Source organism: Amycolatopsis mongoliensis, assembly GCF_030285665.1.
Classification (GTDB): Bacteria; Actinomycetota; Actinomycetes; order Mycobacteriales; family Pseudonocardiaceae; genus Amycolatopsis; species Amycolatopsis mongoliensis.
Genome location: NZ_CP127295.1, coordinates 8,676,439 through 8,698,199, shown reverse-complemented (window position 1 = coordinate 8,698,199; position 21,761 = coordinate 8,676,439). Strand labels below are relative to the sequence as shown.

The 21,761-nt window shown below is 74.3% G+C and carries 22 protein-coding genes; 4 read left to right on the top strand and 18 right to left on the bottom strand.

Annotated features, from left to right (window positions below):
• Window positions 1-35: 35 nt before the first annotated feature.
• From QRX60_RS41770 to QRX60_RS41720, 11 genes are all read right to left on the bottom strand, one after another.
• Complete coding sequence (locus QRX60_RS41770) at window positions 36-680, bottom strand: DUF4232 domain-containing protein (RefSeq protein ID WP_285996989.1); 645 nt, start codon at window positions 678-680, stop codon at window positions 36-38.
• Between the two features lie 159 nt (window positions 681-839).
• Window positions 840-1,469 (bottom strand): V-type ATP synthase subunit D, encoded by a 630-nt coding sequence (locus QRX60_RS41765; protein ID WP_285996988.1) that lies wholly within the window; start codon window positions 1,467-1,469, stop codon window positions 840-842.
• Window positions 1,466-2,833 (bottom strand): V-type ATP synthase subunit B, encoded by a 1,368-nt coding sequence (locus tag QRX60_RS41760; protein WP_285996987.1) that lies wholly within the window; start codon window positions 2,831-2,833, stop codon window positions 1,466-1,468. Before QRX60_RS41760 ends, QRX60_RS41765 begins: the two co-directional genes overlap by 4 nt.
• Window positions 2,830-4,554 carry a V-type ATP synthase subunit A gene (locus QRX60_RS41755; RefSeq protein ID WP_285996986.1) on the bottom strand — a complete coding sequence of 575 codons (1,725 nt, stop codon included), beginning with the start codon at window positions 4,552-4,554 and terminating at the stop codon, window positions 2,830-2,832. Before QRX60_RS41755 ends, QRX60_RS41760 begins: the two co-directional genes overlap by 4 nt.
• Window positions 4,542-5,060 carry a hypothetical protein gene (locus QRX60_RS41750; RefSeq protein WP_285996985.1) on the bottom strand — a complete coding sequence of 173 codons (519 nt, stop codon included), beginning with the start codon at window positions 5,058-5,060 and terminating at the stop codon, window positions 4,542-4,544. Before QRX60_RS41750 ends, QRX60_RS41755 begins: the two co-directional genes overlap by 13 nt.
• The gene (locus QRX60_RS41745) at window positions 5,057-5,278 is read right to left on the bottom strand and encodes a hypothetical protein (RefSeq protein ID WP_285996984.1); all 222 of its coding nucleotides are present in this window, start codon (window positions 5,276-5,278) and stop codon (window positions 5,057-5,059) included. The genes QRX60_RS41750 and QRX60_RS41745 overlap by 4 nt, the downstream gene beginning before the upstream one ends.
• Before the next feature lie 4 nt (window positions 5,279-5,282).
• Window positions 5,283-5,708: an ATP synthase subunit C gene (locus QRX60_RS41740; RefSeq protein ID WP_285996983.1), complete on the bottom strand. Its 426-nt coding sequence runs from the start codon at window positions 5,706-5,708 to the stop codon at window positions 5,283-5,285.
• Window positions 5,705-7,093, bottom strand: a complete 1,389-nt coding sequence (locus QRX60_RS41735) for a V-type ATPase 116kDa subunit family protein (protein WP_285996982.1) — start codon at window positions 7,091-7,093, stop codon at window positions 5,705-5,707. Before QRX60_RS41735 ends, QRX60_RS41740 begins: the two co-directional genes overlap by 4 nt.
• On the bottom strand, window positions 7,080-8,003 hold the full coding sequence (locus tag QRX60_RS41730) for a hypothetical protein (protein ID WP_285996981.1): 924 nt from the start codon (window positions 8,001-8,003) through the stop codon (window positions 7,080-7,082). The genes QRX60_RS41735 and QRX60_RS41730 overlap by 14 nt, the downstream gene beginning before the upstream one ends.
• Window positions 8,000-8,452: a hypothetical protein gene (locus QRX60_RS41725; RefSeq protein ID WP_285996980.1), complete on the bottom strand. Its 453-nt coding sequence runs from the start codon at window positions 8,450-8,452 to the stop codon at window positions 8,000-8,002. Before QRX60_RS41725 ends, QRX60_RS41730 begins: the two co-directional genes overlap by 4 nt.
• Before the next feature lie 98 nt (window positions 8,453-8,550).
• Window positions 8,551-9,024 (bottom strand): hypothetical protein, encoded by a 474-nt coding sequence (locus tag QRX60_RS41720; protein WP_285996979.1) that lies wholly within the window; start codon window positions 9,022-9,024, stop codon window positions 8,551-8,553.
• Between the two features lie 264 nt (window positions 9,025-9,288).
• Here QRX60_RS41720 and QRX60_RS41715 point away from each other — a divergent pair, with 264 nt between their 5' ends.
• On the top strand, window positions 9,289-11,859 hold the full coding sequence (locus QRX60_RS41715) for a cation-translocating P-type ATPase (RefSeq protein WP_285996978.1): 2,571 nt from the start codon (window positions 9,289-9,291) through the stop codon (window positions 11,857-11,859).
• 251 nt (window positions 11,860-12,110) lie between these two features.
• On the opposite strand, the gene QRX60_RS41710 is transcribed toward QRX60_RS41715, so the two are convergent.
• Entirely contained in the window at window positions 12,111-12,443 is a 333-nt protein-coding gene (locus QRX60_RS41710) for a hypothetical protein (protein WP_285996977.1), read from the bottom strand.
• A gap of 146 nt (window positions 12,444-12,589) precedes the next feature.
• Between QRX60_RS41710 and QRX60_RS41705 the strand changes: the two genes are divergently transcribed.
• From QRX60_RS41705 to QRX60_RS41695, 3 genes are read left to right on the top strand one after another with little or no spacing between them, the layout of a single operon-like run.
• Complete coding sequence (locus tag QRX60_RS41705) at window positions 12,590-12,847, top strand: hypothetical protein (protein WP_285996976.1); 258 nt, start codon at window positions 12,590-12,592, stop codon at window positions 12,845-12,847.
• On the top strand, window positions 12,844-14,187 hold the full coding sequence (locus QRX60_RS41700; protein WP_285996975.1) for a nicotinate phosphoribosyltransferase: 1,344 nt from the start codon (window positions 12,844-12,846) through the stop codon (window positions 14,185-14,187). Before QRX60_RS41705 ends, QRX60_RS41700 begins: the two co-directional genes overlap by 4 nt.
• A complete protein-coding gene (locus QRX60_RS41695) occupies window positions 14,187-15,599 on the top strand; it encodes an MFS transporter (RefSeq protein ID WP_285996974.1) in 1,413 nt (470 codons plus the stop codon). The genes QRX60_RS41700 and QRX60_RS41695 overlap by 1 nt, the downstream gene beginning before the upstream one ends.
• 13 nt (window positions 15,600-15,612) lie before the next feature.
• On the opposite strand, the gene QRX60_RS41690 is transcribed toward QRX60_RS41695, so the two are convergent.
• The 6 genes from QRX60_RS41690 to QRX60_RS41665 are packed head-to-tail and all read right to left on the bottom strand — an operon-like array spanning window position 15,613 to window position 21,561.
• Complete coding sequence (locus QRX60_RS41690; protein ID WP_285996973.1) at window positions 15,613-15,867, bottom strand: acyl carrier protein; 255 nt, start codon at window positions 15,865-15,867, stop codon at window positions 15,613-15,615.
• Window positions 15,864-17,186 (bottom strand): dihydrolipoamide acetyltransferase family protein, encoded by a 1,323-nt coding sequence (locus QRX60_RS41685; protein ID WP_285996972.1) that lies wholly within the window; start codon window positions 17,184-17,186, stop codon window positions 15,864-15,866. The genes QRX60_RS41690 and QRX60_RS41685 overlap by 4 nt, the downstream gene beginning before the upstream one ends.
• Before the next feature lies 1 nt (window position 17,187).
• A complete protein-coding gene (locus QRX60_RS41680) occupies window positions 17,188-18,159 on the bottom strand; it encodes an alpha-ketoacid dehydrogenase subunit beta (protein ID WP_285996971.1) in 972 nt (323 codons plus the stop codon).
• On the bottom strand, window positions 18,156-19,145 hold the full coding sequence (gene pdhA / locus QRX60_RS41675) for a pyruvate dehydrogenase (acetyl-transferring) E1 component subunit alpha (RefSeq protein WP_285996970.1): 990 nt from the start codon (window positions 19,143-19,145) through the stop codon (window positions 18,156-18,158). Before pdhA ends, QRX60_RS41680 begins: the two co-directional genes overlap by 4 nt.
• Window positions 19,142-20,908 carry an acetate--CoA ligase gene (gene acsA / locus QRX60_RS41670; RefSeq protein ID WP_285996969.1) on the bottom strand — a complete coding sequence of 589 codons (1,767 nt, stop codon included), beginning with the start codon at window positions 20,906-20,908 and terminating at the stop codon, window positions 19,142-19,144. Before acsA ends, pdhA begins: the two co-directional genes overlap by 4 nt.
• On the bottom strand, window positions 20,905-21,561 hold the full coding sequence (locus tag QRX60_RS41665; RefSeq protein ID WP_285996968.1) for a phosphoribosyltransferase: 657 nt from the start codon (window positions 21,559-21,561) through the stop codon (window positions 20,905-20,907). Before QRX60_RS41665 ends, acsA begins: the two co-directional genes overlap by 4 nt.
• Between the last annotated feature and the right edge of the window lie 200 nt (window positions 21,562-21,761).

The following is a 21,761-nucleotide window of genomic DNA, read 5'->3' as shown; positions in this document are numbered from 1 at the left end:
AGAGTCGAAGTGCCCTGCCGGTGGGGACGCGGGGGTCACGGGTTGTCGGTGCCGCCCTGCACCGCGCGGACGCTCAGCGGCCGCTGGTCCGGCATGTGCTTGGTGCACGCACGGGCGCCGGGCTCGGGCAGCAGCACCGGAACGGTGTTGCCCGGCGGGTACACCCGCAGGCCGGTCACCGGTGCCGGCGCGCACTCGGCGGCGTCGTAGACGTCGACGTTCACCTGGTTGACCCACGCCGAGGCCGCCTGTCCCCGCTGCAGCACCAGGACCGGGGTGGGGCCCGCGTCCCGGGCCGCGGCGTCGCCCACCTGGTGGTGGTCGCCGCCGGCGTAGTACGAAACCCCCGGGTACCCGGTGATCCGGCAGGGGCCGCCGGTGTTGGTGAAGACGACGGGGACGTAGAAGTGGCCGGCCGCGCTGTCTCCCTGCCCCAGCGAGATCTTCAAGGCCGTCGTCGTGCACAGCTTGACCGGTACCGCGGTCGCCGACGTGGTGGTGCGCGACGGTGGCGTCGACGCGGGCGCCGAGGGTGTTGTCGACGCGGGTGCCGACGTCGGGGTGGACACCGGGGTGGGACTCGGGGCGGCGGTGTCGCCGCCCGAGCCGCAGGCCGCCACCAGCAAGAGGACACCGGCGGCCAAGACCGCCGGGAGCGTGTCGGATCCGGGCTTGCGCACTGTGGGCTCCTCGTCCGTCGGTTCGTCCGGGCCGGGCTGATCGTCGGTGTCGATGGTGGCCGCTGCGCTCGGTGACGGGGAGGGGACAAGGTGTGCGGGCGATGGGCCCTCGGACCTCCTTTGCCGGTGCTGAAAGGCTTCGCGCTGCTTCGGCCGGTGTCACGATCGCTCGGCGCTCGGGCGGGTTTGGTGCGCGGCGGCCCACCGGTGCCGGATTCCCTCGGCCCGTTCCTGTTCTTCGAGTTCCAGTTCGGCGTGCCGGAGGGCGGCCGTCAGCCGCGGGATCCAGTGGCGGCGCAGGGAGCGGATGCGCTGGGTGGTCGCCGCGATCTCGGCGTCGACCGTGCGCTGGGCCCGGACCGCGGCGGCGTGCCGCGCGCCCGCTTCGAGGGCGGCGCGGAACGCCCGGCCGGTCCGGACGACCGCGGTGCTGCCCGCCGTGCTCGGCGGCCCCATCGGCGTGCCGGTGACGGCGGCGTCCGCGGGGTAGCGCACCCCCATCACCGTGGTCCAGGTGAAAGTCACTTCGACGGGTTCGGCCGGTTCGGCGAGCCGGAGTTCGCGCTGCCCGCCCGCCAGGGCCTCGCGCAGGAGCCACTCCCGAGCCTCGCCGGCGCGTTCTTCCCATTCTTCGCGGGCCGCCCGGGCCCGCTCGGCCAGCCGGGCCTGGTGCTCGCGCAGCGCGCGTGACTTCTGCTCCAGCAGTTCGGCGCCGCGCTCGGCGGTGGCGAGGCGGTGGCGGAGCCAGAGCCGCCCGGCCCGGCCGGGCGGCACCCTCAGGTTCGTCACCGGTCCTCCAGCAGGGCGGCCGGGAGCATGACCAGCTCACGGCGCGGCAGGTGGAGCAGGACCTGCCACGCGCGTTCCAGGGTGTCCTTGAGTTCCCTGGACTCGTCGGGCCGCTGGTTCAGCAGGTCCGCCCGGAACGCCTGCTCGAACCGGAGGTAGCTGCGATCGGTGTCGCTGAGCGCCGTCACGCCGATCAGCTCGGACAGCTCGCGGATCTGCCGCGCCCTGGCCAGCGCGGCCAGCAGCTGCGCGGCGACGTCGAGGTGGTCGGCACGGGTGCGGCCGGGCCCCGCACCGGTGCGCATGAGGCGCGACAGCGACTGCAGCGGATCGATCGGCGGGTAGAGCCCGCGCGCGTGCAGCTCGGCCGAGAACACCATCTGCCCCTCGGTGATGTAGCCGGTGAGGTCGGGGACGGGGTGGGTGATGTCGCCGCCCGGCATGGTGAGCACCGGCAGCACGGTCACGGAACCGGGGCGCCCCTTGATCCGCCCGCAGCGTTCGTACAGCGACGCCAGGTCGCTGTAGAGGTAGCCCGGGTACGACCGGCGGGCCGGGATCTCGCCCCGCGCGGCGGAAACCTCACGCAACGCTTCGGCGTAGCTGGTCATGTCGGTCATGACGACGAGCACGTGCCTGCCCTCGGTGAACGCCAGCGCTTCGGCGATGGTCAGCGCGAGGCGCGGGGTGAGGATGCGCTCGATCACCGGGTCGTCCGCCGTGTTGAGCAGCAGCACCAGCTCGCCCGCCGCGGAGCGCTCCTCGAGGGCGTCGGCGGCGAAAGCGGCGTCGGTGTGGGTGAGGCCGATCCCGGCGAACACGACGGAGAAGGGGTCCCCGCCCGCGGTCGACTGCGCGGCGATCTGGGTGGCCAGCTCCAGCTGCGGCAGTCCCGGCAGGGCGAACAACGGCAGCTTCTGGCCCCGCACCAGCGTGCTGAGCGCGTCGATCACCGACACCCCGGTCAGCACCGGCTCGGCGGGCGGCTCACGCCGGACGGGGTTCAGCGGGGCGCCCGCCACCGGTGCGGTCACCGCGCCCAGCACCGGCGGCCCGCCGTCCAGCGGGACGCCCCGGCCGCTGCAGACCCGGCCGAGCCACCCGGGGCCGACCGGGATGCTCAGCGGCTCGCCCAGGAATTCGACGCCGGTGCCCTCGGCGGTCATGCCCGCGGTGCCCTCCAGCACCTCCACGACGGCGAGGTCGCGGTCCACCTCGAGGACGAGCCCGTGGCGTCGTTCGCCGGTCGCCAGCCGGATCGTGACGAACTCGTCCCAGCCGACGCCGCTGACGCCGCCGACGACGATCAGCGGCCCGCGCAGTTCGCGGATGCCGGTGAACTCCACTCGCACGTCGTGGTTCACGGCCGCAGTCCTTCCAGACCGGCCAGCACGGCGTCCCGGCACCGGGTGACGGTGTCGTGGTCGTCCGGCCCGGCTTCCTCCCGCACCCGGACGAGCGCGGAGAAGTCGAACTCCTCCACCGCGGCGACGTCCGCGCCCGCGCCGACCAGCTCGCGGCACCGGTCGATCACCGCCAGAACGGCTTCGGCGAGCGCGCGGGTCTTCCCCGGCGGCGACGAGGCGTCGGCACCGGAGAAGGCGTTCTGCTGCAGGAGGGCTTCCCGCAGCAGCCTTCCGGCGAGCAGCGTCGCCCGTTCGGGCCCGGACATGGCGGCGGCGCCGACCAGTTCCGCGAGCGCGGACAGGCGGTCCGCTTCGGCGAGCAGGCCTTCGACCCTGGCCCGTCGCGACGGCCAGTCCGGGTCGCCGTCGCGCACGTGCTGGACGCCGACGGCGGCGACGTCCCGCGAGAACGATCCCGACCAGGACACGGCCGGGTAGTGCCGGGCGTAGGCCAGGTCGCGGTCGAGGGTCCAGCGGCACCGGACGAAGCGCTCGGTCTGGGCGGTGACGGGTTCGGTCAGGTCCCCGCCGGGCGGGGAGACCGCACCGATGATGGTCACCGAGCCCTCGGCGCCGCCGAGCGTCTCCACGGCGCACGCCCGTTCGTAGAACGCGGCCAGCGCCGAGGCGAGATCGGCCGGGTACCCCTCCTCGGCGGGCAGGGTCCCCGTGCGCGAAGCGAACTCGCGCAGCGCTTCCGCCCAGCGCGAAGTGGAATCGGCGATGACGACCGCGTGGTAACCCATGTCGCGGTAGTACTCGGCGACCGCGACGGCCGTGTAGACGCTGGCTTCGCGGGCCATCATCGGCATGTTCGAGGTGTTCGCGATGACGACGGTGCGGTCGGCGAGCCGGCCGCCGGTCCGCGGATCGGCCAGCTCGAAGAGCTCCGCGACGATTTCGGCCATTTCGTTGCCGCGCTCGCCGCAGCCGGTGTAGACGATCACGTCCGCGTCGCACCACTTCGCGAGCTGCTGCAGCAGCATCGTCTTGCCCGTGCCGAACCCGCCGGGCACCGCCGCGGTGCTGCCCTTGGCGACCGGGTACAGCAGGTCCAGCACCCGCTGCCCGGTGTCGAGGGCCGTCACGTCCTCGAGCCGGGCCCGGTGCGGCCGTGGCTCGCGCACGGGCCAGTCCGTGAAGAGGCCGATCTCGGTGCCGCCGACCACGGCGACCACCGTGGCCGGCCCGCATTCGCCGTCCGCCACGGCGGTCACCACACCGCCGCCGCCCGGCGGCACGAGCACCCGGTGCTCCAGTGCCCCGGCATCCCGGACCACGCCGAGCGTCGTGCCTTCCCCGGCGTGGTCCCCGGCGCGCACCGCGGGTTGGAAGTGCCACCGCTCGCCGGGGTGCTCGCCCGTGACGCCCGGGACGAGGAACGTGGGGGCGTCCGAAAGCGGGCGCAGCAGGCCGTCGTGGACCCGGCCGAGCAGGCCCGGGCCGAGCCGAACGGAGAGCGGTTTCCCCGACGCCACGGCCGCGGCACCGACGCCGAGGCCGCCGGTGTACTCGTAGGCCTGCAGGCTGACCAGGCCGTCGCGGATCGCCATCACCTCGCCCGGCGTGCCCGCCGGGCCGAGTGCCACGAGCTCGTGGACCGCCACGGGCCCGACGTCCTCGACCTCGACGAGCGGTCCCGCGACCCGGGTGACGCGTCCTGGTTTCACGGGGTCCACAGCTGCCGCACCTCGTCCCCGAGTTCGTCGACGGCCTGGCCCGCGACCGTGCGCGCGCTCAGATCGATCCGGCGGTCACCGGCCAGCCCGGCCGGCCCGCCGCCGGGTGCGTCCACGACGGTCGCACCCGGTCCCAGGATCGCCCGGACCCGCTCGGCGAGCCGGTCCCGCCGGCCCGGTTCGGCCATGAGCCGGGCCAGTTCCCCGGCCACCGTGCGGCGAAGCTCGTCGTAGATCTCCCGCTGCGTGGCCAGTTCCAGCGCGCGGGCCCGGCGCCGGGCCCGGTTGTGCTGGTTGCGGGTGAGGCTCCGCGCGTCGGCGAGCCCCGCTGCGCGCGCGGTCTCTTCGATCTCCGTCGCGCGCGCCCTGGCCCGGGAGATCAGCTCCGCGGCTTCGTGATCGGCGTCGGCGGCTTCGCGGGCGGCGCCGGCGACGGCCCGGGCGAGCAGCGCGGCCCGCAACGGGGCGAGTGCGGTCCCGGCCGCCGCGGTGTCCAGGCCGGTCACGACGGCAGCACCGCCACCAGCGCCCGGGCGCGCCCGAGGACGTCCGGACCGAGGCACTCGGCCGCGGACCGGCCCAGCAGGACGAGGGTGACGTCGTCGCCGAGCCGGTCCCACGCCCGGCGGACGGCCGCCGCGTCCGGGGTCTCGGACCGCCGCACCCCGGCCAGCGCCCAGCCCTGCACCTCGGTCCGGTCGCCGATCACCACGACGGTACCCATGGGCTCAGGCCTTCCCGATCAGGATCACCGCGACGATCAGCCCGTAGATCGCAATGCCCTCGGCGAGCCCGACGATGACCATCGCGCGGCCGAACAGCTCGGGACGTTCGCTGAGCGCCGCCAGTGCCGCCGCGCCGGTGTAGGCGACGGCGATGGCCGCGCCGATGGAGGAACCCGCGACCGAGATGGCGGCCCCGAGCAGTGCCGCCCAGTTCGCCGCCGGCACCGCGGCCTGGGCGACGTCGACGGTGTCGGCGCCGGCGGGGGCGCCGCCCCACGCGATCAGCAGGACGACCACGGCGCCGATCAGCAGCGCCGCGTTGACGCCGAGGAAGACCCCGAGCGCGGCGCGGCCCTTGCGCCGCATCAGCAGGAGCGCGCCCGCGCAGACGGCGGCGAAGACGGGAAGTCCGGCGATCCAGGCGGTCATGGCGACTCCAGGGGAGTGGGCGGGTCGGTGGCTTCGACGCGGAAGCTCCACGGGCGATAAGGACGGCCCTGGGTTTCGAAGATCCGCGAGAACAGCTCGTAGAAGGCCAGCCGGAGGGCTTGGATGGCCGCGATGAGCGACTCCAGCGCGAACGACAGCGCGTTGCCGAGCAGGAAGACCACGACCGCCAGGACGGCGAGGAAGCCGCCGGGCCGCCACAGCCCGGCGGTGCCGTCCCACACCAGCGAACCCAGCGCGGCGTGCACGAGACCGAAGGCCGCGAGCCGGGCGAAGGAGATCAGGTTGGTGCCGATGCGGACGATCACGTCGAACAGCTCGACCGCGGACTGGGCCACGCCCGCACCGCCGCCACCCGCGCCGACCTTGAAGCCGATCCCGGCCAGGACCAGGCCGGCCGCGCCGATCACGCAGCCGGCGACGAGCACCGTGAGCGAGCCGAGGAAGATCCCGGCGGACACCCCGCCGAGGCCCAGGAACACGGCCGCGCCCGCGATGCCGGAGGACGCGTACAGCGCCAGCTGCGGACCGCCTTCGCGCCACCGGTTGACGATCGCCACCGCGTAGGCCGCGGCGAGCAGCACCGCGCCCACGCCGACCCCGGCCACCAGCAGCCGGACCGGATCGTCCAGGGGCGCCAGCCAGAGCACCGGCACCACCCCGGTGGGGCCGAAGAACTCGCCGTACAGCAGGCCGAACCCGGCGCTGGCCGCGCCCGCGCCGGCCACGAACGGCCACGCCGCGCGCCAGCGGGCGAGCATCCGGGGCCGGCCGGCCCACAGGAGGGCCCCCACCACGATCAGCAGGAGGCCGTGCCCGGCGTCGCCGAACATCATCCCGAACATCAGCACGTAGGCGACGCCGGCGAGCAGGGTCGGGTCCACGTCGGGATAGGGGACCGTGCCGTAGGTGCTGATCAGCGGCCGGAACGAGCGCCGGACCGTGCCACCCGGGCGCAGGACGGTGGGCGGGTCGATGCCGCGCGGCGGGGGCATGGGCACGACCGCTGTCCCGGCTTCGGCCAGGCGGGCGGCCAGCGCCGGGACGGCCGGGACCGGGCACCAGCCGGCGAGTGCCGCCGCCGAGCCGCGCCGGATCGCCGACGAGGCCACCTCGTCGAGTTCCGCCTCACCGGCCAGCAGATCGGCGCGCCCGGCCCGGTCGAGCTCGGCCGGGTCGGGCCGGGTCGCCGCCAGCACCGGGACGCACACCGGGCCGCCGGCGGCCACCTCGGGCCGGTCGGGCCGGTCGAGATCGACGACGCCGGCCGCGGCGACGGAGACCAGGGTTTCGCGCAGCGCGTCGGCCGGGGCGACGAGGGCGATCCGCTGCATCCGCGTCGGCTGGACGCTTTCAGGCAAGGGCATCGAAGGCCTCCTCCGGACGACCGCCCCGGGCGGCGAGCTCGAGGGCCGCCCGCACCCGCCTCGCGTCGATCGCGAGCAGGACGACGCACCCCACGGCCGGCGCGAGCCCGTAGCGCGGGCGGCGCAACGCCGCGAGCGCGTCCCGCTCGACCCGCGCCCACCAGCGTTCCTCCGCCCGCCAAAGGTCTTCGGGGCGTTCGACGTCCTCCAACGCCCACCGCGCGTCGTTCGGCAGCGCGTGGGCGAACGCGGTGAACGGTATCCGGGTGTCGGCGTCCACGCCGAAGGCCGCGCGGGCCCGGCGCGCCGCCGGTTCGGGAACGGGCCGGGAAAGGACGTACCGGTCCCGGGCGACGACGAGCGCGACACCGCCGGCGGCCCACGGCCGGGTTTGGGGAATGCCCGCGGCCAGCCGGGTGGCCCAGCCGAGCCGGATGGCGGTCGCCGTTCCCCACGGCGTGTCGGTACCGGGGTCGCCCCAGGGGGACGCGGCCAGCAGGGAGCGGAGCTGCTCGGCCGAGGCCGCGGTGGACAGCCGGGGCCACGCGGTGGCCAGGGTGCCCAGCCGGTACGCCGGCCCGGCTTCGGCGCCGTGCAGCGAGCGCAGGAGCTCCAGCACGTTGGCGACTTCGAACCAGCCGGCCAGCAGGCGCATCGCTTCGGCGCCCGCGCGGGGCAGCCACCCGGCCAGCACCCGCAGGTGCCACAGGACCGTCGCGCTCACACCGTGCTCGGCCTCTTCGAGGCTTTGCCCCGCGCGCACTTCTCGCTGGTACGGCCCCGCTTCGAGCGTGGCGAGCGCGTCCGCCAGCGTCGCCCGGGTGCTCAGGGCGCGCGCGCCCACGGCGCCGACGCGGCGGTTCAGCAGCGCCCTGGCCCGGACGCCGCTCGCCGTCCACGCCACGCTCATCGGGGCACGCGCCGCTCGACGGCTTCGCCGAGTTCCGCGAGCGCGAGCCGGACGGCGCGGTCGGCGAACTCCGGCATGCGCTCCGCGGCCAGCGCCCGGAGCCGGCCGGCGTCCGCGGCGGCGGTCCGGGCGATCTCCTCGGACTCCCGCTCGGCCTCCGCCCGCGCGTGGGCCGCGGCTTCGGCGCGGATGCCGGCCGCGCGCGCTTCGGCGTCGGCGACGATCTCGACCGCCTGTGCTCGTCCCCGGTCCAGCACCGCGGTGGACCGGGTCCGGCCGTCCTCCCGGATCCGGCCGGCTTCCGCCTCGATCCCGGTGAGCAGGGCGAGAAGCGGTTCCAGCTCACGGCTCAGCTCCGCCGCGCGGTCGGCGGGAACGCCGGGCCGGGAGGCGGCGCCCGGTGTTCCGGCCGGGCGGAACCGCTGCAGCAGATCGCGCAGGTTCGCCATGGGCTCATCGTGGCGGGGGATCTTCCCCCGGCCCAGAGGTCCTCGGGCTCCACTCCTAGGGTCCTTTTTCCCTGAAGCGGCTCTCGCACCGGCTCCGGTCAGCCCGCGTTCACCGCGCTGATGATCGTGCGGGCCTGCACCCGGGTCAGGTGCAACGTGCGGATCAGCTCGTCGGTCTTGGCCCCCGAACGGGCGAGGGCGACCGCGGAACACACTGTGGTGGACGGGATTCCGGGCAGGGCCGTGCCGAGCCGGCGCAGCAGGTCCCGCGGATCGCCTTCCGGTGGCGTCCGCTCGAGCCAGACCAGCATGGCGACGTCGCCGCTGCCGGGGGAGTCGTCGGCAGCGAGCGCGGCCATGGCCTCGCGGTAGTCCGCGGGGTCGGTCTTCCCGGCGAGCACGCCGGAAGCCAGCGCCCGTTCCCGGGCCTCGCGATCGTCGTCCGCGGGCCGGCGGCGCCGGGCGGCGCCGGGGAAACCGGCCGGTGCGGAGCGCCGCCGCAGCTTCCGGGCCGGCACCAGCTCCAGCACCGCGACGACCACCACGAGACCGAGCAGCAGCACGATGGTCATGGTCTGGTCCTCCTGTCACGAGGGTGCCCGGCCGGCGCCGGTGCGGTTTCGATGCTGGCAGGCGCAGCGGCGGATGGGGAGGGTCCAAGGTCCACGAGAGTGCCGCCGATCGGCGGCTCCTGTTCCCCGCCGGTCCCGATCCGGGCCCTTGGTCCCTGACCGCGGATGCCTTTCGCCCTCCCGCCCACCACAGCCGGACGGCGACGATCGAAGCCGGAACCCGGGGCGGGCCCGGTGTTTCCGGATCGGCGACGGGGGTACGGCGTGGCGCACGCACAGACGACGGGCCGGGCGACCGGCCTGACGGCGGGGGAAGCCGCGCTGAGGTTGCGCCGCGACGGGCCGAACACGTTGCCCGCTCCGCACCGGCGGAACCCGCTGCTGGTGCTGGCGGGGCAGATGCTGCACTTCTTCGCCCTCATGCTGTGGGTCGCGGCCGGCCTGGCGCTGCTCGCGGGCATGCCCGCGCTGGCGATCGCGATCGCCGTCGTCGTGGTCCTGAACGGCGCGTTTTCCTTCGCCCAGGAGTACCGCGCCGACCGGGCCGCCGAGCGGTTGCGGGACCTGCTGCCCGTCCGGGCCACCGTGCGCCGCGACGGCAAGGCCCTCGTCGTCGACGCCGTCGAGCTGGTGGCCGGTGACCTGGTGCTGCTCGAGGCGGGCGACCGGGTGTGCGCCGACGCCACCCTCGTGGAAAGCGGGCGCCTGTCGGTCGACGAGTCGATGCTCACCGGGGAGAGCAAGCCGGTCCGGCCGGGCGAGGGCAAGCCCGTGTACGCGGGCACCTACGTGACCGAAGGCCACGGTGCCGCGGTCATCACGGCGACCGGAGCCCGCACCCGGCTCGCGGGGATCTCCGAGATCACCGCCGGCGCGGTCCGCCCGCGCAGCCCGCTCGCCGCGCAGCTGCACCGCGTCGTGCGGGTCGTGGCGATGATCGCGGTCGCCGTCGGCGTGGTGTTCTTCCTCGCCGCGCTCGGCCTCGGGCGGACGAGTACCGAAAGCCTGCTGTTCGCGATCGGTGTCACCGTGGCCCTGGTCCCCGAGGGCCTGCTGCCGACCGTGACGTTGTCCCTGGCCCGCGCCGCCCAGAAGATGGCGGGCCGGCACGCGCTCGTCCGCCGGCTGGAGTCGGTGGAAACGCTGGGCGCGACCACCTTCATCTGCACCGACAAGACCGGCACGCTGACCCGCAACGAAATGTCCGTCGTGCATGTGTGGACCCCGGCCGGCTCCGTCGACGTGGCCGGCGAGGGGTACCGGCCCGCCGGCGAGCTGACCGGCCCCGCCGAAGCCGTGGCGGCCGCCACCGCGCTCGCCGACAGCGCGGCACGGTGCTCGCCGGACGCGCACGCGATGGAGCGGGCCGGGACGTGGCACCCGGTCGGCGACCCGATGGAGGTCGCGCTGCACGTGCTCGCCGCGCGGGCGCACGTCCCGGCGCCGCCCGCGCCGGTCGCCCGGTACCCGTTCGACCCGCACCGCCGGCGCTCGTCCCTGGTCGACGCCGACGGCCTGCACGTCACCGGCGCGCCGGACACGGTCCTGCCCTTGTGCCCCGGCCAGAACGGTGAAGCCGCCGCGGCCGTCACGACGATGAGCGAACGCGGCCTCCGGGTCCTCGCGGTGGCGCGCCGGCGTGGCGTGCGGGCGGCGAGCGGCGACGAGGTGGCGGAGCAGGAGCTGGAACTGCTCGGCCTGGTCGGGCTCCAGGATCCGCCGCGGCCGGACGTCGGCGCGGCCATCGCGTCCTGCCGGCAGGCCGGCATCAAGCTGGCCATGGTCACCGGGGACCACCCGGGCACGGCCGCCGCGATCGCCGCCGAGGTCGGCCTGCTCGGCGAACACCGCCTCGTCGTCGAAGGCAGGAACCTGCCGGCCGGCGACGACGAGCTGGGTGAGCTCCTCGACCACGACGGGGTCGTCGTGGCCCGCGTCGCCCCGGAGGAGAAGCTGCGGATCGCCCGGGTGCTGCAGGAGCGCGGGCACGTCGTGGCGATGACCGGGGACGGGGTGAACGACGGCCCGGCGCTGCGGACGGCCGACATCGGGGTCGCGATGGGGGCCTCGGGCAGCGACGTCGCCCGCGAGGCCGCCGACCTGGTGCTGCTGGACGACCACTTCGGCACGATCGTGGGAGCGATCGAGCTCGGGCGCGCGACCTTCGCCAACATCCGCCGGTTCCTCACCTACCACCTGACCGACAACGTCGCCGAGCTCACGCCGTTCGTGGTGTGGGCGCTCTCGGGCGGGCAGATCCCGCTGGCGATCACCGTCCTGCAGGTGCTCGCCCTCGACATCGGCACGGACCTGCTGCCCGCGCTGGCACTGGGTGCCGAGCCGCCCAACCGCCGGACGATGTCGGGCCCCGCGCACGGGGGCAACCTGATCGACGGCCGGGTGGTGCGCCGGGCGTTCGGCGTCCTGGGCCCGGCGGAGGCCCTGGCCTCGATGGTGGCTTTCGTGGCGGTCCTGCTCGCGGGCGGCTGGCAGTTCGGGACCGTGCCCGGCGGGCCGTTGCTCGCGATCGCTTCCGGCACGGCGTTCTCCTCGATCGTGCTCGGCCAGCTCGCCAACGCCTTCGCGTGCCGCAGCGAATCCCGCTGGGTCGGGCGGATCGGCTGGCGCGGCAACCCGCTGCTCGCCTACGCGGTCCTGTTCGAAGTGGCGATGCTGGCGGTGTTCCTGCTGCTGCCGCCGCTGCCGTCGCTGCTCGGCGGCACGCTGCCGGGGTGGTCCGGGTGGGCCTGGGCGCTGCTCGCGGTGCCGGTGGTGTGGCTCGCGGACACCGTCCACAAAGTACTGCGCGCCCGGCTCGCCCGCCGGGCACGGTGACGGAGCCGCGCTAGTGTCGCGCGTCGCAAGTTGTTTGACGCTAGAACAGGTTCGCCCAGTGAAGCTCCGGCGACGGTTCCGCCGTCAGGGTCACGTCACGGCAGGGGCCCTCGGTGCCCGTCGATGGAGGATTCTGGCCACTCGGCGTCCCAAATCCTCCATCGACACCTCGCGGCCATGCCCCAGCCGGACGATTCCGCCCGGCAGCGCGCGCTGCCGGGGCCCTGTCAACGAACCTCGGACGCGCGACACTAGTCGCCTCGCCGCGAGGGGCGGCGGCGCGCGTACTGCGGGCCGTGGAAGACGCTGGCGGCGAGCAGGATGCCGAACACGAAGCCGAAGTCGTACCAGTGCCCGTTGTTGTGCACCTCGTAGACGCCGACGTGGTCGTTGAACAACGAGACCAGGAATGTGATCGGGCAGATGAAGCCGTGCCACAGGCCGAGCCAGAAGCCGGGCTGCAGCGCGGTGTCGGCGACGGTGTTCGCGGCCGGCGCGCAGCCGGCCAGGAGCACTCCCAGGCCGGCGGCCAGCCCGGCGACGGTGAGCCGGCGCCGGAGGGCGGCGCGCTGTCGGAATTCCACGGCACCACCATCCAGGGCCCGATGTCCCGGCAGAAGGGCCGAAGGTCCTCGACCGGGATCCCCTTGCTCCCCTTCGGGACTTACGGCTCCCGGTCCGGGGCCCGAAGTCGCTGGCGGGGAGGTGTCGTCCGGAGCACGCTGCCGGTATGACCGAAATGTGGCGAACCGCGCCGGAAGACGTCCGGACGATCGAGGTCAGGGTCTACCAGGACGGCAGGCTGCTGCTGCGGCAGCTCTGCGAGTCGGACGAGGAAGCGAACTCGGTGGTCGACCACTGGAGCGAGGTCGAAGGCGTGACGTGCGAGGTCGACGACCTGGCCTTCCGCCACCGGCAGACCGACATCCTCGAGCCGACGCCGGCGGACTTCCCGGACGAGGACGCCGGCCCGGCCGTTCCCCGGTGACCGGGCCGGCCGGCGGCCTGCACACCGATCTCTACGAGATCCGCATGGCCGCGAGCTACCTCCGCCGGGGGATGACGGGCCCCGCGACGTTCAGTCTCTTCGTGCGCCGCCTCCCGCCCGGCCGGGGTTTCCTCGTGACCGCCGGGCTCGCGGAGTGCCTGGAGTTCCTCGAAGGATTCGGCTTCGGCGAAGCGGACCTGGCGTACCTGCGGGACGAGGTGGGTCTCACCCCGCCGGACCTCGCTGCGCTGGGCCGGCTCCGGTTCACCGGTGACGTCCACGCGATACCGGAGGGGCGGGTGGCCGGCCCGGGGGAGCCACTGCTGGAGGTCACCGCGCCGCTGCCGCAGGCGCAACTGGTCGAGACCGCGCTGCTGAACTTCACGACCTACGCGTGCGCGATCGCCACGAAGGCCGTGCGCTGCCGGATCGCCGCGCCCGGCGCGGACCTCGTCGACTTCGCGGCGCGCCGGACGCACGGTCCGGACGCCGCGTTCGCGACAGCGCGCGCGACCGCCGTGGCGGGCTTCGCGGGCACCAGCCACGTGGCCTCCGCGCGGCGGTTCGGGCTCCGGCCCGTCGGGACGATGGCGCACTCCTACGTCCTGGCCTTCCCGTCCGAGCACGCGGCGTTCCGGGCCTTCGCGGAAGATTTCCCCGAATCGCCGGTCTTCCTCGTCGACACCTACGACACCGTCTCCGGGGTGCGGACCGCCATCGAGGTCGCCCGGGAGTTGCGGCTGCCCGACTCGAGGGTAGGGATCCGGCTGGATTCCGGCGATCTCGGGGCGCTGGCGGTCGCCGCGCGCGGCCTGCTGGACCGGGCGGGCTTGCCTCGGGCGCGGATCATGGCCAGCGGCGGACTCGACGAGTTCGCGCTGGCCCGGCTGACCGCGGCGGGCGCGCCGATCGATGCGTTCGGGATCGGCACCAGGGTCGGGGTCTCCGCCGACGCGCCGTTCCTGGACAGTGCGTACAAGCTCGTCGAGTACGACGGCGCGCCGGTCCTCAAGCTGTCCACGGGCAAGGTGTCCTCGCCGGGCGCGAAGCAGGTTTTCCGCGGGGCGCCAGGGGTTCCGGACGTGATCGGGTTGCGCGGAGAGCCGTGCCCGGCGGGCGGCGAGCCGCTGCTCGTGCCGGTGATGCGAGCGGGACGCCGGGTCGGCGGTGACGGGGTGGGCGAGGCACGGGCACGGCTGGCCGCGGACGTCCGGTGGCTGCCCGATGCGGTTTCCCGGCTGCACGATCCCGAGCAGCTCGAGGTCCGGCCGTCCGCGGCCGTGCGCGAGCTGACCGAGCAGCTCGTCCGCCGGTACCGCGCAGCGGCGGCTCCGGCCTGATGGCCGCGCCGGACGGGACCGGCCGCGACGCCGGCCGGCGGCGCGAGCAACGGGGCTGGGTCTGGTACGACTGGGCGAACTCGGTGTTCCCGACCTCGGTCACCACGGTGTTCGGTGCGTTGTACCTGACCGCGGTGGCCGCCGAAGCCGCGCGGCGCGACACCGCGCTCAACGGTCCGGACCCGTGCCCCGTCGACGCGGACGGCAACCGCGACAAGCTGCGCGACTGCGCCATCGGGGTGCTCGGTGCGCACTTCCCGGCCGGTTCGCTGTGGGGCTACCTGCTTTCGGTGGCGACGGTGATCCAGGTGCTGGTGCTGCCGATCATGGGCGCGATCGCCGACCGCACCCGGGCCAAGCGGCGGATGCTGGCCGTCTTCGCCTTCGGCGGCGCCGCGGCGACGGCGCTGATGGCCTTGGTCACCGGGGCGAACTGGCAGCTGGGTGCGGTGCTGTTCGTGCTCGGCAACATCGGGTACGGGACGTCCGTGGTGATCTACTACTCGTTCCTGCCGGAGATCGCCACGGCCGACGAACGGGACGGCCTGTCCACCCGCGGCTGGGCGTTCGGCTACCTGGGCGGCGGGCTGGCCCTGGTGGTCCAGCTGGGCGTGTACCTGTTCCACGACGCGCTGGGGCTCAGCGTGGCGAATTCCGCCCAGATCGCGTTCGTGACGTCCGGTCTGTGGTGGGCCCTCTTCACCCTCATCCCGCTGCGGGCGTTGCGCGGGCACCCGGCGGCGGCGGTCGGCCGCGACGGGTCGGTGCTCGTCGCCGGGTTCCGGGAACTCGGCCGTACGGTGCGTGCGGCGAAGGCGTTCCCGCTCACGCTGGCGTTCCTGGGGACCTACCTGGTCTACACCGACGGGATCTCCACCGTGGCCAACGTCTCGGCCCAGTACGGCAGCGAGGAGCTGCGGTTCTCCGACACGGTGCTGATCGCCACGATCCTCGTGGTGCAGTTCGTCGCGTTCGCCGGCGGGATGCTACACGGGCTGGTCGCGCGGCGGTTCGGCGCGAAGAAGACGATCATGGGCAGCCTGGCGGTCTGGGTGCTGGTGGTCGGGTCGGCGTTCTTCGTCCAGCCCGGCCGGCTGGTGCAGTACCTCCTGCTGGCGGCGGGCATCGGGCTCGTGCTCGGCGGGACGAACGCGCTGTCGCGGTCGCTGTTCAGCCAGATGGTCCCGCCGGGCCGGGAAGCGCAGTACTTCTCGGTCTACGAAGTCGGCGAGCGGGCGACGTCGTGGCTGGGGCCGTTCCTGTTCGCCGGGATGGCCCAGGCGACCGGCTCCTACCGGTACGCGATCATCTCGCTGGTGGTGTTCTTCGCTGCGGGCCTGGTGCTGATGGCGCTCGTGCCGGTCCGCCGGGCGATCCGGGCGGCCGGCAACGAAGAGCCCGCTGTCCTGTGAGCGTGCCGGCCGGTCAGCGGCCGCTCAGGAACTCGATGCAGGATTCGAGCGTGGTCAGGCGGTCGTAGTCGGATTCGTCGATGCGCCGCCCGGTCGCTTCGGACAGCTGCTCGGCGAACGCCAGGAAGTCCATGGAGTCCAGCTCCAGCGCCTCGCGCAGGTTTTCGCCGGGGCTCAGCGTGTCGAGCTCGGCTTCCGGTGCCACGGTGAGCAGCGCGGTCCTGGTGATCCGGTCGGCGCCCTCGCGGGTCGGCGTTTCGGTGGTCATAGCTCCTCCGGGGTTTGCAGCAGGGTGTCGATCGTGTGCAGGAAGCGGGCACCGACGGCGCCGTCGCTGGCGCGGTGGTCGGCCGACAGCGTCGCGGTCACCAGGGGCCGGACGCCGAGCAGGCCGTCGACGGCCCAGGGCCGCTCGGCGACGGCGCCGAATCCCAGCAGTGCGACCTGCGGCGGGTAGATGACGCCGTGCACGGATTCCACGCCGAGGTCGCCGAGGTTGGTCACGGTGATGGTGGGCTCGGCGAGGTCCGAGGCGCGCAGCCGGGCGCCGCGGGCCCGGCCCACCAGCTCGCGCAGCCGGGTCATCAGGTCCGGCACCGTCAGGGTGTCGGCACCGCTGATGGCCGGCGTGAGCAGCCCGCCGCCGCGCAGGGCGACGGCGACCCCGAGCCGGACCTCGGCCGCCGGGCGGAAGGCACCGTCGATCCAGTGGCCGTTCAGCTCGGGGACGCGGACGGCCGCGCGGGCGGCCGCCTTCAGGAGCAGGGCCGCGGGAAGCACCCGGGCGGTCACCGGCACGGTGCGGTTGTACGCCGTGAGCCACTCGATCGCGGTGTGAAGATCGATGGTGGCGGTGAGGTAGTAGTGCGGGATCTCGCGCTTCGAGCGGGCCATCAGGGCGGCGATCGCCTGGCGCATGCTCTCGTCGTGCCGCGCGGCCGGGGCGGCCGGGGGCGGAGGCGCTTTCGCTTCACCGTTGCCCCCGGGGAGGTCCCGTGCCCGGACGAGTTCGCCCGGTGTCGCGGGCAGGCCGATCCCGCGTTCGGCGGCCAGGCGCCGGGCGTAGGGCGAAACGCGGGCACGGCCGGGCTGCGGCTCGGCCGGGACGGCGGCGGCGGACTGCGCGGCACGCTGGACGTCGGCACGGGTGATGGCGCCGCCGCGGCCCGTGCCGTGCACGGTGGCGAGGTCGACCCCGGCCTGGGCGGCGAACGTGCGGACCGGCGGGGACGCGGGCGGTGGGTGCGCCGGGGTGGCGGGCCGCCGGGGCTTCGCGGACTTCCCGGCGGCCACGCCGGTGACGCCGCCGGGCGGCGTGGTCAGTGGGGTAGGTGGAGTGGGGGGTGGTGCCGGGCCGGCGCCGATCATGGCCAGCGGAGTCCCGACCGGGACCTTCTCGCCGGCGGGAACGAGGATCTCGCCGACCGCGCCGGTTTCGAAGCACTCGACTTCGACAGCCGACTTCGCCGTGTCGACGACCGCGACGATGTCGCCGCGGTGGACCTGGTCGCCGGGCTTGACGAGCCATTCGATGACGGTGCCTTCGTCCATGTCCGCGCCGAGGGAGGGCATCCGGAACGCACCCATCTCAGCCCACCGCCCGCCGCGCGGCCGCGACGACGTCGTCCCGCCGGGGGAGCGCGGCCTCTTCGAGGTGCTTCGCGTAGGGGATCGGCACCTCCGCCGTGCAGACCCGCTCGATCGGGGCGTCGAGCTCGTAGAGGGCTTCTTCGGCGACCCGGGCGGCGATCTCGGCCGACAGGCTCCCGCTGCGCCAGCCTTCGTCCACGACGACGAGCCGGTGGGTCCGGGCCACCGAGCCCAGCACCGTCGGCATGTCCAACGGCCGCAGCGTGCGCAGGTCGATCACCTCCGCGTCGATCCCGGTGCCCGCGAGGTCGTCCGCGGCGTCGAGCGCGGTGCCCAGCGTGCCCCCGTAGGCGACGACGGTGACGTCGGTGCCCGGCCGGCGGACGGCGGCCCGGTCGATGTCGACCGGCCCGGCGTCGTCGTCGAGCTCGCCCGACATGCCGTAGAGGGTGCCGTGCTCGAACAGCAGCACCGGATCGGGGTCCTGCAGCGCCGTCCACAACATGCCGCGGGCGTCTTCGAGGGTCGCCGGCGCGAGGATGCGCAGCCCGGGGATGTGGGCGTACCAGCCTTCGAGGCTGTGCGAATGCTGCGCGGCGAGCTGGCGGCCGGCACCGGTGGTCATCCGGATGACCAGCGGGACGTTGAGCTGCCCGCCGGACATGTGCAGCAGCGTCGCCGCGTTGTTGAGGATCTGGTCGAGCGCGAGCAGGCTGAAGTTCACCGTCATGATCTCGACGACGGGCCGCAGCCCGCCGAGCGCCGCGCCGATCCCGGCGCCGACGAACGCGGACTCCGACAGCGGGGTGTCCCGGACGCGCTCCGGGCCGAACTCCTCGAGCAGACCGAGGCTCACGGCGAAGCAGCCACCGTAGGCCCCGACGTCCTCGCCCATCAGGAACACGCGGTCGTCGCGGGTGAGCGCGTCGCGCAATGCCTCGCGGCACGCTTCACGGTAGGTGGTCTTCATCGCTGCTCCGAGTAGACGAACCGGGTGAGGTCCTCGACGGGCTCGAGCGGCCCCGCTTCGGCGGCGGTGATCGCGGCCGCGATTTCGGACTCCGCTTCGGCTTCGATCGCCGCCACATCGTCGTCGGTGAAACCGTCCTCCGCGCGCAACCGCGCGATCAGCCGGGGGATCGGGTCGAGCTCCTTCCAGTGCTCGACCTCGGCCGCGGCCCGGTAGCGCTCGGGGTCGTACATCGAGTGCGCGCGGAACCGGTAGGTGCGCAGCTCCAGGAAGCACGGCCCGGAACCGCCGCGGATCGACTCCACCGCCCGGTTCGCCGCGTCGGCGACCGCGAGCGCGTCCATGGCGTCCACCGGCCACGAGGGAATCCCGTAGGAGGACGCGCGCAGCGCGAGGTCGGTCGCGGCGTGGGACCGGGCGAGCGCGGTCCCCATCGCGTACATGTTGTTCTCGCAGCAGAACAGCACCGGCAGCCGCCACAGCGCCGCGAGGTTCAGGCACTCGTGGAACTCGCCCTCGGCGACCGCGCCGTCGCCGAACAGGCAGGCGGTCACCGTCGGCCGGTGCCGCATCTTGTCCGCCAGCGCGAGGCCGGTCGCGATCGGCAGGCCACCGCCGACGATCGCGTTGCCGCCGTAGAACCGGCGGCTCGCGTCGAACAGGTGCATCGACCCGCCCCGGCCCCGGCTGCAGCCGGACGTCCGGCCGTACATTTCGGCGAGGACCGCGTCCATCGGCACCCCGCGCGCGAGGGCGTGACCGTGCTCGCGGTAGGTCGAGACGACGGCGTCGCCGGGGTCCAGCGCCTGGAGCACGCCGGCCGCGATGGCCTCTTCGCCGATGTAGAGGTGCATGAACCCGCGGATCTCGGCGGCGCTGTAGAGCTCCACGCAGCGTTCTTCGAAGCGCCGGATCCGCACCATCTGGCGCAGCAGTTCGGTCCGTTCCTTCGCCCGCGGGCTCGCGGCGGCGTTCGGTACGCTCATGGTTGCTCCACTGTGGACAGGTCACCCTCGGGCAGGCCGAGCTCGCGGGCCTTGAGCAGGCGGCGCATCACCTTGCCGCTGCGGGTGTGCGGCAGGTGCTGGTCGAACACGATCTCCTTCGGTGCCACGGCACCCAGCTCCCGCCGGCCGAACGCGATCAGCTCGCGCCGCAGGTCTTCGGTGGGCTCGGCGCCCGGGGCGAGGGAGACGAACGCCTTGACGAGCTCGCCCGCGACCGGGTCGGGGGTACCGATCACCCCGGCCTCGGCGACCGCCGGGTGGGCCATCAGCACGCTCTCCACCTCGAACGGGCCGACCAGGTGCCCGGCCGACTTGATCACGTCGTCGGCGCGGCCGACGAACCAGTAGTAACCGTCGGTGTCGCGGCGGGCGATGTCGCCGGTCAGGTACCAGCCGTCGGCGAAGCACTTTTCGTAGCGGGCCGGCTCGCCGAGGTAGCCGCGGAACATCGACGGCCAGCCCGGTCGCAGCGCGAGTTCGCCCTCGACGTCCGGTTCGGTGATCTCGCGGACGTGACCGCCGGTGACCTGCGCACGCCCGTCCTCGCCGCGCGCCAGCAAGCCGGCTTCGATCCCGGGCAGCGGCCGGCCCATCGACCCCGGCCGCACCTCCTCCGCCGCGAAGTTGGCGATCATGATCGCGCCGGTCTCGGTCTGCCACCAGTTGTCGTGCACCGGCAGGCCCAGCACCTCCTGCCCCCAGACGACGACCTCCGGGTTCAGGGGCTCACCGACGCTGGCGATGAACCGCAGCGCGGGGAGGTCGTGCTCCTTCGCGAGCCCCGGGCCGTGGCGCATCAGCATGCGCAGGGCGGTGGGCGCGGTGTACCAGACGTTCACCCGCTCGGCCGAAAGCACGCGGTACCAGCGTTTCGCGTCGAAATCGCCCTCGTCGCAGACGACGGTGGCGCCGTGGGTGAGCGGGGCGATGACGCCGTAGGACATGCCGGTGACCCAGCCGGGGTCAGCGGTGCACCAGAAGACGTCGCCGGCGTGCAGGTCGAGGGCGAACGCGGCGGTCACGTGGTGCGCGAGCACCGCGCCGTGCACGTGGACCGCGCCCTTGGGCGTCCCGGTCGTGCCACTGGTGAAGTGCAGCAGCGCCGGCGTCTCCGGCGAGGTCGCGGGGATGGTGAAAGCGGGGTTCACCGCGGCCAGCGCGGGGCGCAGCGCGGTCACGTCCGGTGTTTCGGCTTCGCCGGTCACCAGGACGTGGCGCAGCGCGGGAAGCCGGTCACGGATTTCCCGGATCCGGCGCCGGTACAGCGTCGGTGTCGTGACCAGCACGCTGCCTTCGCCCAGTGTGAGGCGCTGGCGGATGGGCTCGGGCCCGAACGCCGGGAACAGCGGCGAGACCACGCAACCGGCCTTCAGCGCGCCGAGAACCGCGATGTACAGCTCCGGTGCCCGGCCCATCAGCGTGAAGACCCGCTCGCCGGGGCGGACGCCGAGTTCCCCGAGCAGGACGGCGAACCGGTCGGTCTGCTCCTTCAGCTCGGCGTAGGTGATCTCGGTGACCGTCTCGTGCCTGTCCACACAGGACAGTGCCACCGCGGTGGCGCGGGGTCCGGTGGCGTGCCGGTCGACGGCTTCGTGGGCGATGTTGAGCCCGCGGCCGCCGGGGAGCCCGGAGAGCGCGGAACCGGCCGCGGTCCAGTCGAAGTCCCGGCACGCAGTGGCGTAGTCGGTGAGGTTGGCCGCGGCGCGCGCCGCCTGCGGCTTGCGGATCGGGTCCCACCTCATGGCCGGGCCGTCCCGGCCGGGGCCGGCTCCGGCATCAGCAGCCGGAGCACTTCGGAGTCCTCGACCTCGTCGAAGTCGCTGTACCAGGCGCCGACGGAGTTCATCCGCTTCAGGGGCAGCGCGCAGGCGATCTGGTCGACGGCCGGGGAGAGCGCACGCAGCACCTCGAACGGGGCCACCGGAACGGCGAGGATGATCCGGCGCGCCTGCCGGGCCCGCAGCACCCGGATCGCGGCCCGCACGGTGGCACCGGTCGCGATGCCGTCGTCGGCCAGCACGACGGTCTGGCCGGCGACGGGCAGCGGCGGGTGGCCCGGGTGGTAGAGCGCCGCGCGCCGGGCGAGCTCGACCTTCGCCGACCGGGCTGCCCGGCTGAACGCGGCGGGCGTGAGCTTGAGCGTCCGGATGATGGCCGGGTTGCTCACCACGACGTCGGGTTCGGCGACCGCGCCGATGGCCAGTTCGGGGCGGCCCGGGGCGCGGATCTTGTGCACCAGCAGCGCGTCCAGCGGGGCGTACAGCGCGTCGGCGACCTCACGGGCGACGACCACGCCGCCGCGGGGCAGCCCCAGCACGACGGGTTCGTGCCCGCGCAGGTACCGCAGCCGCGCCGCCAGGATTCGGCCGGCTTCCCGCCGGTTCCGGAACCGCATGTGTGCCTCCCGCCGTAGGCTCTCCCGCCACCCTGCCGGGTGGCGCGGGCCAGGGGGAGGGCTGGAGGTCACGGCCCCCGATGGCACAAAGTCCTTCGCGCCGGACGGTCCCCCGCGGGGCCTCGCGCGGGGGACCTTCGTCGGGCGGATCGAGGACCTTCGGACCGGCCCCGGAAGCGGTTGTCCCCTGCGGTGCGGGC

Bases quoted from the DNA above. Each gene is read 5' to 3' on its own strand.
- QRX60_RS41730 (WP_285996981.1), bottom strand. From the start codon at position 8,003: ATGAGCGTGGCGTGGACGGCGAGCGGCGTCCGGGCCAGGGCGCTGCTG.
- QRX60_RS41740 (WP_285996983.1), bottom strand. From the start codon at position 5,708: ATGACCGCCTGGATCGCCGGACTTCCCGTCTTCGCCGCCGTCTGCGCG.
- acsA (WP_285996969.1), bottom strand. From the start codon at position 20,908: ATGAGGTGGGACCCGATCCGCAAGCCGCAGGCGGCGCGCGCCGCGGCC.
- QRX60_RS41705 (WP_285996976.1), top strand. From the start codon at position 12,590: ATGACCGAAATGTGGCGAACCGCGCCGGAAGACGTCCGGACGATCGAG.
- pdhA (WP_285996970.1), bottom strand. From the start codon at position 19,145: ATGAGCGTACCGAACGCCGCCGCGAGCCCGCGGGCGAAGGAACGGACC.
- QRX60_RS41665 (WP_285996968.1), bottom strand. From the start codon at position 21,561: ATGCGGTTCCGGAACCGGCGGGAAGCCGGCCGAATCCTGGCGGCGCGG.
- QRX60_RS41690 (WP_285996973.1), bottom strand. From the start codon at position 15,867: ATGACCACCGAAACGCCGACCCGCGAGGGCGCCGACCGGATCACCAGG.
- QRX60_RS41725 (WP_285996980.1), bottom strand. From the start codon at position 8,452: ATGGCGAACCTGCGCGATCTGCTGCAGCGGTTCCGCCCGGCCGGAACA.
- QRX60_RS41720 (WP_285996979.1), bottom strand. From the start codon at position 9,024: ATGACCATCGTGCTGCTGCTCGGTCTCGTGGTGGTCGTCGCGGTGCTG.
- QRX60_RS41735 (WP_285996982.1), bottom strand. From the start codon at position 7,093: ATGCCCTTGCCTGAAAGCGTCCAGCCGACGCGGATGCAGCGGATCGCC.
- QRX60_RS41745 (WP_285996984.1), bottom strand. From the start codon at position 5,278: ATGGGTACCGTCGTGGTGATCGGCGACCGGACCGAGGTGCAGGGCTGG.
- QRX60_RS41695 (WP_285996974.1), top strand. From the start codon at position 14,187: ATGGCCGCGCCGGACGGGACCGGCCGCGACGCCGGCCGGCGGCGCGAG.
- QRX60_RS41680 (WP_285996971.1), bottom strand. From the start codon at position 18,159: ATGAAGACCACCTACCGTGAAGCGTGCCGCGAGGCATTGCGCGACGCG.
- QRX60_RS41685 (WP_285996972.1), bottom strand. From the start codon at position 17,186: ATGGGTGCGTTCCGGATGCCCTCCCTCGGCGCGGACATGGACGAAGGC.